Origin of the sequence: Streptococcus sp. 1621 (genome assembly GCF_013276615.1) — a bacterium.
In the GTDB taxonomy this organism is placed as follows: domain Bacteria; phylum Bacillota; class Bacilli; order Lactobacillales; family Streptococcaceae; genus Streptococcus.
The window spans coordinates 1-7,011 of the sequence record NZ_VMLJ01000046.1; the positions used below are offsets into that span (position 1 = coordinate 1).

Consider the following 7,011-nt stretch of genomic DNA (forward strand, 5'->3'; position numbering starts at 1 on the left):
CTAGCCGCAGGCTGTACTTAAGTACGGCAAGGCAAAGCTGACGTAGTTTGAAGAGATTTTCGAAGAGTATTAGAAATATTTTATAAAGACCATCAACTCAAACCCTTCATCTCACCTGAACGAGATTTGGATACTTGGCTCCTAAATCCCAATCCCGTTCCCAAAAGAAATATCAAGAATTTTAAGAATGATATCTATTAATTTAGAAAATATGAATTAATAGATTCTAAATAGGGGAATAATTTAGTTCTGTAAAAATTAACTTCTACACCTACAAAGCTTATTTTGACAGACTTTATAACAGTCTAAGAAAAAAATAGAGATTCATACAGTATCTAGATTTTCCAAAAATTCTTTATCATCAAATATTATTAACGAAACTATCCAAACCAAATCCGATGCATTGCTTCAAAGAATTCTTTAGTTGTTTGACTATCGAGGGCTTTTATTAAAAAATTTTTTCAAATAATTGCCACCTTGGCACATAAATTCTTGCTTTCTAAATTTAAATGTGATATATTTATAACATAAAATTTAAGTGTTATATATTTATAACATAAAAAAGGAGTCTATCATGAAAAAAAGTCAAAAAATGCGTGGCCTCATTGCAATGATTGCCGTAGCTCTCTTTATTGATTTTATTGTTTTATTTGGTTCTAATCTTAGTTGGGAACCCAAGTTAGTTATTACTGGTATTTCAGTGTTAGGTCAAATTATAGCTATTTGGAGCTGGCTACATAAGAGTCAGAAAGGTAAGGGAAAGATTATTTTTGACTTGTCTGCTAAGCTTTACACGATACTTGTGTTTGCAGCAAGTATTTTTTATACAGTAGGGATTTGGGTTGCGACCCCAAGCGTAAGTTCTGGTATTAAAGAATGGATTTTGGGAATTGGCCTCGTTATTGAAGTGATTGTATTTGTTTTTTTCTCTTTAAAAAATGTCAAGGAAACTCCGGACGAACGCTTTTATGCTAATTTAGCCAAGGCAGCTAGCTTGATGTTTGTTTTTATACTAGGCGCACTGATGATCCTAGCAGTTATCATTGGGTATATGGGGTCTCTCACTCTTTACATGGGACAGATATTTATTAGCATAGCTGCCTTGATTTGCATCTTTTCGGTTGTCTATCTTATCTTGGAACGTAGAGGATAAGCATGGCCAAAGAAAGCAATATTATTACTAATCTCAAATCTGTCCGTGAGTCCACAGGCATGACCCAGCAGGAGTTAGCCGACCGCATCGGCATACGACGCGAGACAATTCTGCACTTGGAAAATAACCGTTACAATCCTTCGCTGGAAATGGCTCTTAAAATTGCTCAAGTTTTTAATCTGAAAGTAGAAGAGCTCTTTGAACTCAGACAGAAAGAGGAAGCATAATTCTTTTCGAGACCTAGTATTAAGTTCATTGATTAATTAGGAATTGAAGCCAAAAGAAAAATCTCTAAGCAAGCGATTTTTCTTTTGGCTTTCTCTAAAACTACCTTGTCACTAATATTTGAAATCCCCTTCCTTTTAGGGTACAATGGTAGAAATGAATTTTTGAAAGGATCAGAATGAAAAAACTAGCAACCCTTCTTTTACTATCCACTGTAGCTCTAGCTGGATGTAGCAACATCCAACGTAGTTTGCGTGGTGATGACTATGTAGATTCTAGCTTGGCCGCTGAGGAAAGCTCCAAAGCAGCAGCCCAATCTACCAAGGAGTTAAACGATGCTTTAACAAACGAAAACGCCAATTTCCCACAACTATCTAAAGAAGTTGCTGAAGATGAAGCCGAAGTGATTCTCCACACAAGCCAAGGTGATATCCGTATCAAACTCTTCCCTAAACTCGCTCCTCTAGCGGTTGAAAACTTCCTCACTCATGCTAAAGAAGGCTACTATAACGGTATTACCTTCCACCGTGTTATCGATGGCTTCATGGTTCAAACTGGAGATCCAAAAGGGGACGGTACAGGTGGTCAGTCCATCTGGCATGACAAGGATAAGACTAAAGACAAGGGAACTGGTTTCAAAAACGAGATTACTCCTTATTTGTATAACATCCGTGGTGCTCTTGCTATGGCTAATACTGGTCAACCAAACACCAACGGTAGCCAGTTCTTCATCAACCAAAACTCTACAGATACCTCTGCTAAACTCCCTACAAGCAAGTATCCAAAGAAAATCATCGAAGCCTATAAAGAAGGGGGAAACCCTAGTCTTGATGGCAAACACCCAGTCTTTGGTCAAGTGATTGACGGTATGGATGTTGTAGATAAGATTGCTAAAGCCGAAAAAGATGAAAAAGACAAGCCAACGACTGCTATTACTATCGATAGTATCGAAGTGGTGAAAGACTACGATTTTAAATCATAAAAACCAAAAAAATACAGTATCCTCATTCGGTACTGTATTTCTTTTACTCTCATTCTTAAGTTAAATTATTAAAATCCCAGATTTGGTCCATCCAGCCTTCATAAAAGTCTGGTTCGTGGCAGACCATAAGAATAGATCCCTTATATTCTTTGAGAGCGCGTTTGAGTTCATCCTTGGCATCCACATCCAAATGGTTAGTCGGCTCATCCAGCACTAAAACGTTGTTTTCACGATTCATCAAGAGACAGAAACGAACCTTGGCTTGTTCCCCACCTGACAAGACCTGAATTTGGCTTTCGATATGCTTGGTTGTCAAACCACAACGAGCAAGGGCTGCACGAACTTCTGCTTGGTTGAGAGCTGGAAAGGCATTCCAGACAGCTTCAAGAGGAGTTTGGCGATTACCGCCTTCTACTTCCTGTTCAAAGTAGCCAAGTTCTAGGTAGTCTCCACGTTCAACTTCCCCAGCGATTGGCGGGATAATTCCCAAGAGAGATTTCAAGAGAGTTGTTTTTCCGATACCATTTGCCCCGATAATCGCAACCTTTTGATTACGTTCAAAGGTAAGATTTAAAGGCTTGGTCAGAGGACGATCATAACCAATTTGCAAATCCTTAGCTTGGAAAATAAAGCGACCTGGTGTACGAGCTGGTTTAAAATCAAAGGATGGCTTTGGTTTCTCACTTTGCAGTTCGATAATATCCATCTTATCCAATTTCTTCTGACGAGACATGGCCATGTTTCTTGTTGCAACACGCGCTTTGTTTCGAGCCACGAAGTCCTTGAGATCCGCAATTTCTTTTTGCTGACGTTCGTAGGCAGCCTCTAGCTGAGATTTCTTCATAGCATAGACTTCTTGGAACTGGTAGTAGTCACCAGAATAACGCGTCAGCTGTTGATTTTCCACATGATAGACAATATTGATAACGTCATTTAGGAATGGAATGTCGTGTGAAATGAGGACAAAGGCATTCTCATAGTTTTGGAGATAGCGCTTAAGCCAGTCAATATGCTCAGCATCCAAATAGTTGGTCGGCTCATCCAAAAGTAATATATCAGGCTTTTCAAGGAGAAGTTTTGCCAAAAGCACCTTGGTTCTTTGCCCACCTGACAAAGAAGTTACATCTGTATCCATGCCAAAGTCCATGACACCAAGGGCACGCGCTACTTCGTCAATCTTAGCATCCAAGGTATAGAAATCACGACTCTCTAAACGGTCTTGAAGTTCTCCCACTTCTTCCATGAGAGCATCAACATCCGCTCCGTCTTCAGCCATTTCCATATAGAGGTCATTGATACGGGCTTCCGCTTTGAAAAGCTCATCAAAGGCTGTACGGAGAACATCACGTACCGACTGCCCTTCAGCAAGGACAGAGTGTTGGTCTAAGTAACCAGCGGTCACATATTTGGACCACTCAACCTTCCCTTCATCTGGCAGCATTTTACCAGTAACGATGCTCATAAAGGTTGATTTCCCTTCACCATTGGCACCGACCAGACCGATATGTTCTCCCTTGAGGAGACGGAAGGACACATCTTCAAAAATTGCACGGTCACCAAAACCGTGACTCAGATTTTTAACTTCTAAAATACTCATTTTAATTCCTTATCTTGTTTTTATGTAATTGTTTATAGAGGAGCCAAGCCAGATAGCCACCCAAGGTATTGGTCCACAAATCATCAATTTCAAAGACGCGATTAAAATCAAAGAAAAAGTCCAAGACTAACTGCGTACACTCGATTCCAAAACTCACTAGAAAACTAAAAAAGAGCACTTTTCTTGTTTTCCGCAAGTTTGGAAGGAGATAAAGGAGTTGGAACATCAGAGGAAAAAGTAAGAAGACATTGAGGATATTCTGTAGAAAAATCCAACATAATTGTCCAATGTCACTTACTTGGCCCAGTTTCCAGAAAGAATTGAAAGGAGTCAAAAGAAAAACCAGGCGTCCAAGATGCTGAATACCTGGAGTTTCCACCCCCACGGGAGATTGTTCTTGAGGAGTAAAGCAAAAATAGACAATGCAAATGCTATAGAAAATGACTCCCCAGACCAAAACATGATTATAACTCTTCTTCATCATTAAGGATTGACTGCTGCAACTGCTTTCTGGCGGTCACGTTTCATTGTGTTAGAGCGCAATTGTCCACAAGCTGCATCAATATCTGTACCATGCTCTTGACGAACAACACAGTTAACCCCTTTTTTCTTAAGCGTATCATAGAAAGCCATAACGCGCTCTTTAGGACTACGGCTATATTGGTCATGCTCACTAACTGGGTTATAAGGAATCAAGTTTACATAAGACAATTTCTTGATATTCTTGAGCAATTCAGCCAATTCCAAGGCTTGTTCTACACCGTCGTTGACTTCATTGAGCATGATGTATTCAAAGGTCACACGACGATTGGTTGTTTCGATATAGTACTCAATAGCAGCAAAGAGTTTTTCAATCGGAAAGGCACGGTTAATCTTCATGATGCTTGAGCGCAGTTCATTATTAGGTGCATGAAGGGAAACGGCAAGATTGACCTGAACTCCTTCATTAGCAAAATCACGAATTTTATGGGCCAAACCTGAGGTTGAAACCGTAATGTGACGAGCACCGATGGCCATTCCCTTATCATCATTAATGGTACGAACGAAATTCAAGACATTGTTGTAGTTATCAAAGGGCTCACCGATTCCCATGACAACAATATGACTGACGCGTTCATCCTGACCACGCTCATCAAAGTATTTCTGAACCAGCATGATTTGCGCTACGATTTCACCGTTATTGAGGTCACGTTGTTTCTTAATTAAACCAGAGGCACAGAAGGTACAACCGATATTACAGCCGACCTGAGTGGTCACACAGACAGATAAACCGTAGTGTTGACGCATGAGTACTGTCTCAATCAGCATTCCATCTGGCAATTCAAAGAGATATTTAACGGTCCCATCAGCAGACTCTTGCACGATACGCTGTTTCAAGGGATTGACCACAAACTGATCATTAAGCTTAGCAATCAAATCCTTGGAAAGGTTGGTCATCTCTTCAAATGACTGGACACGTTTACGGTAGAGCCATTCCCAGATTTGATCTGCACGGAATTTCTTTTCTCCTTGCTCCAAAACCCATTCCTGCATGGTTTGACGTGTTAAACTATAAATTGACGGTTTCATTTCTACTCCTTATTCTCTACTCACTTCTGACGAATGACAAAATGACGTTGTCCCTTGTCCTCTTTCTGAGAATGCTGGTCTTTCTGACGACGTCTATTTTTCTTATCTGCATTCGGTTTTCGTTTGGTTTGAGTCGGTTTCTTTCCTTTTTTAGAAGGTGTTTCTTCTTCCTTCTTACGCATTTTCTTGTCAAATGATGCTCGCTTAGGGGCTTCATTTGACAAGACAAAATAGGCACAACCATAACTACAATACTCTAAAAGGTAGTCTTGTAAACGACTGATTTTTTCAAGTTTTTCTTCTGTTCGGTCATCCTTGTAAAAACCTCGTAGGCGAAGCTGTTCGTTGCTCCAGTCTCCCACGATATAATCAAACTTGGTTAAGACTTCTGAAAAACGCTGATTAAAAGCCGTCACATCAAAGGCATCCTTGATGTTTTCCACCAAGGAAAAAGCTATCCCTTCCGTTTCTACCTTATCCCCGTGTAAATGGAACTCAGGACCAGGAAACTTGTTATAGTTGTATAATTCAGGTGCAATTTCTTTTCGCATAGATATCCTTTTTTTACGATTACTTAATACTTTATTCTACCATAATTTCTAGCAGTTAGCACGTTTCTCATAAAAATGAAAAAAGTCTGACGATTTTGTCAGACCAAAATAATATAACCTTAAAAAGAGAAGAACAATTCTTCCCTCCAACTATCATTATTTAGCTGCTACGTACAATTCATCTACTTTGTTCCAGTTGATCACTGAGAAGAAAGCTTTAATGTAGTCAGGACGCACGTTGCGGTATTTCACGTAGTAAGCATGTTCCCAAACGTCCAAGCCCAAGATTGGTTTTTTACCTTCTGAGATTGGTGTGTCTTGGTTTGCTGTTGAAGTCACTTCAAGCTTCCCTTCTTTGTTGACAACCAACCATGCCCAGCCAGAACCGAAACGAGTTGTTGCTGCTGCAGTGAAGGCTGCTTGGAATTCTTCAAATGAACCAAATGTTGCATCGATTGCTGCTGCAAGTTCTGGTGATGGAGCTGTTTTTTCAGGAGTCATCCATTCCCAGAAAAGAGCGTGGTTCAAGTGTCCACCACCATTGTTGATAAGCGCTTGACGGATATCAGCTGGGATAGATTCTACATCAGCAAGCAAGGCTTCAAGATCTTCACCGATTTCAGGGTGTTTTTCAAGAGCTGCATTAGCATTGTTGACATAAGTTTGATGGTGTTTGTCATGGTGCAAGTGCATTGTTTCCGCATCGATGTATGGTTCCAAAGCGTCGTATGCATATGGAAGTTCTGGTAAGATAATAGCCATCTGTAATACCTCTTTTTCTTTCTATATGAAAATGATAACGCAAACATTCACTTTTTTCAAGTTTTTTGCTTATAGATAAGGAAATCACTGAGATACTTTCTAATAATACTCTTCGAAAATCTCTTCAAACCGCGTCAACATCGCCTTGCCGTACGTATGGTTACTGACTTCG

General features: G+C 39.9%; 8 protein-coding genes. 3 read left to right on the top strand and 5 right to left on the bottom strand.

The window, feature by feature from the left end:
• Positions 1-574 precede the first annotated feature (574 nt).
• From HT697_RS09470 to HT697_RS09480, 3 genes are all read left to right on the top strand, one after another.
• A complete protein-coding gene (locus tag HT697_RS09470; protein ID WP_173217636.1) occupies positions 575-1,153 on the top strand; it encodes a DUF3796 domain-containing protein in 579 nt (192 codons plus the stop codon).
• Positions 1,154-1,155: 2 nt separating this feature from the next.
• Positions 1,156-1,380: a helix-turn-helix transcriptional regulator gene (locus HT697_RS09475; protein ID WP_173217638.1), complete on the top strand. Its 225-nt coding sequence runs from the start codon at positions 1,156-1,158 to the stop codon at positions 1,378-1,380.
• A 176-nt stretch (positions 1,381-1,556) separates the two neighbouring features.
• Positions 1,557-2,360: a peptidylprolyl isomerase gene (locus HT697_RS09480; RefSeq protein ID WP_164226926.1), complete on the top strand. Its 804-nt coding sequence runs from the start codon at positions 1,557-1,559 to the stop codon at positions 2,358-2,360.
• A gap of 55 nt (positions 2,361-2,415) precedes the next feature.
• Here the strand turns inward: HT697_RS09480 and HT697_RS09485 are convergent, their stop codons facing one another.
• The 5 genes from HT697_RS09485 to sodA all read right to left on the bottom strand — a co-directional run bounded on the left by HT697_RS09485 (position 2,416) and on the right by sodA (position 6,839).
• Entirely contained in the window at positions 2,416-3,957 is a 1,542-nt protein-coding gene (locus tag HT697_RS09485; protein ID WP_000025378.1) for an ABC-F family ATP-binding cassette domain-containing protein, read from the bottom strand.
• A 1-nt stretch (position 3,958) separates the two neighbouring features.
• A complete protein-coding gene (locus tag HT697_RS09490; protein ID WP_173217640.1) occupies positions 3,959-4,441 on the bottom strand; it encodes a VanZ family protein in 483 nt (160 codons plus the stop codon).
• Positions 4,441-5,526: a 23S rRNA (adenine(2503)-C(2))-methyltransferase RlmN gene (gene rlmN / locus HT697_RS09495; RefSeq protein ID WP_000804762.1), complete on the bottom strand. Its 1,086-nt coding sequence runs from the start codon at positions 5,524-5,526 to the stop codon at positions 4,441-4,443. The genes HT697_RS09490 and rlmN overlap by 1 nt, the downstream gene beginning before the upstream one ends.
• 20 nt (positions 5,527-5,546) lie before the next feature.
• Positions 5,547-6,077, bottom strand: coding sequence for a YutD family protein (locus HT697_RS09500; protein ID WP_173217642.1), 531 nt, complete (start codon positions 6,075-6,077; stop codon positions 5,547-5,549).
• A gap of 156 nt (positions 6,078-6,233) precedes the next feature.
• On the bottom strand, positions 6,234-6,839 hold the full coding sequence (gene sodA / locus HT697_RS09505) for a superoxide dismutase SodA (protein WP_173263079.1): 606 nt from the start codon (positions 6,837-6,839) through the stop codon (positions 6,234-6,236).
• Positions 6,840-7,011 lie beyond the last annotated feature (172 nt).